1 protein-coding gene is annotated in these 964 nt (G+C 37.1%); it reads right to left on the bottom strand.

Features of this window, described 5'->3' with window-relative positions:
• Positions 1 to 153: 153 nt before the first annotated feature.
• Positions 154 to 930: a methyltransferase domain-containing protein gene (locus B7C60_RS00325; protein ID WP_021458338.1), complete on the bottom strand. Its 777-nt coding sequence runs from the start codon at positions 928 to 930 to the stop codon at positions 154 to 156.
• Positions 931 to 964 lie beyond the last annotated feature (34 nt).

Below are 964 nucleotides of genomic sequence, written 5' to 3'. Positions count from 1 at the left end.
CTGGTTCTTGAAAATGCCGAAAGCAGCCCATTTAAAAACCTCATAAGGTAAATTTAAAGTCATCATAACGCCGCATTAAGGTGTGAGCGACACTTGGCTATACTTGAGCGAAGCGAAACTGCCAAGCGTTGCGAATCACTCTTAAATGCTTTGTTATCTTTTAATCATAACTACTGAGTTGAGCACTTTATTTCCTTGAGGGTTAGATTGTTCGGCAACGTACTGTAATTGTGAAGATTTAAACTCAGTATCAATAAATTTTATTTCAGCCTTTCCGCGATTGTAATTACCACTAGAAACATCTAAATGTAGGTCTAAAAGATAGTTCTTTACATCATCAATATTGACTTCAAACGGTACTAATCCTCTATCTATGATACTAACGTTTCCACCATTACTTAATAATTGCCTGCCCGCGTCATAGACATCTTTGTGTACCTTGTTTCTATAGCGAGCCATATGACTAGGCTCTAGATCTTCAACCTTAAGGTTGAAGCCATTAGCTATAGTGTAAGGGTCTGAACCAATAAACCAGCAGATTAGCATATCAAATGAAGCCTGTTGGAAAACTTGGAATTTCGCGACGTCAAATAGGTTTAAGATAAAGATATCTACTCGAGAACTTGTTTCTTGGTATTTCCCGTTAACACTTTTTACAACTGACGTGGACACGCCATGACTGGTTAAATATTCTTCAGCTTTTGAAGCTAAGTGTTCATTTACCTCAACACATATAACCTTAGGAACTTTTTTGGCTATTTCCAAAGTACTAAAACCAGCACCACAGCCAATCTCTAGTGCTCGAGTCGCACTAGGTAAAGTACTTGCCATCCATGTGTAAAAGTTTCTTTTTTCAAACCCAGATGAGTTTTTCGACCACTCATTGGCATATTGTAATTTATTCATTGGTGTTGCATTTTTAAAATCCATTTATACCTCATTAAGTCATTGTATTGGGGGAAAG

It is taken from the genome of Vibrio fujianensis, assembly GCF_002749895.1.
Classification (GTDB): Bacteria; Pseudomonadota; Gammaproteobacteria; order Enterobacterales; family Vibrionaceae; genus Vibrio; species Vibrio fujianensis.
Note: the sequence above shows the minus strand (reverse complement) of the source record. Positions and strands in the feature narration are given on the sequence as shown.

Bases quoted from the DNA above. Each gene is read 5' to 3' on its own strand.
- B7C60_RS00325 (WP_021458338.1), bottom strand. From the start codon at position 930: ATGGATTTTAAAAATGCAACACCAATGAATAAATTACAATATGCCAAT.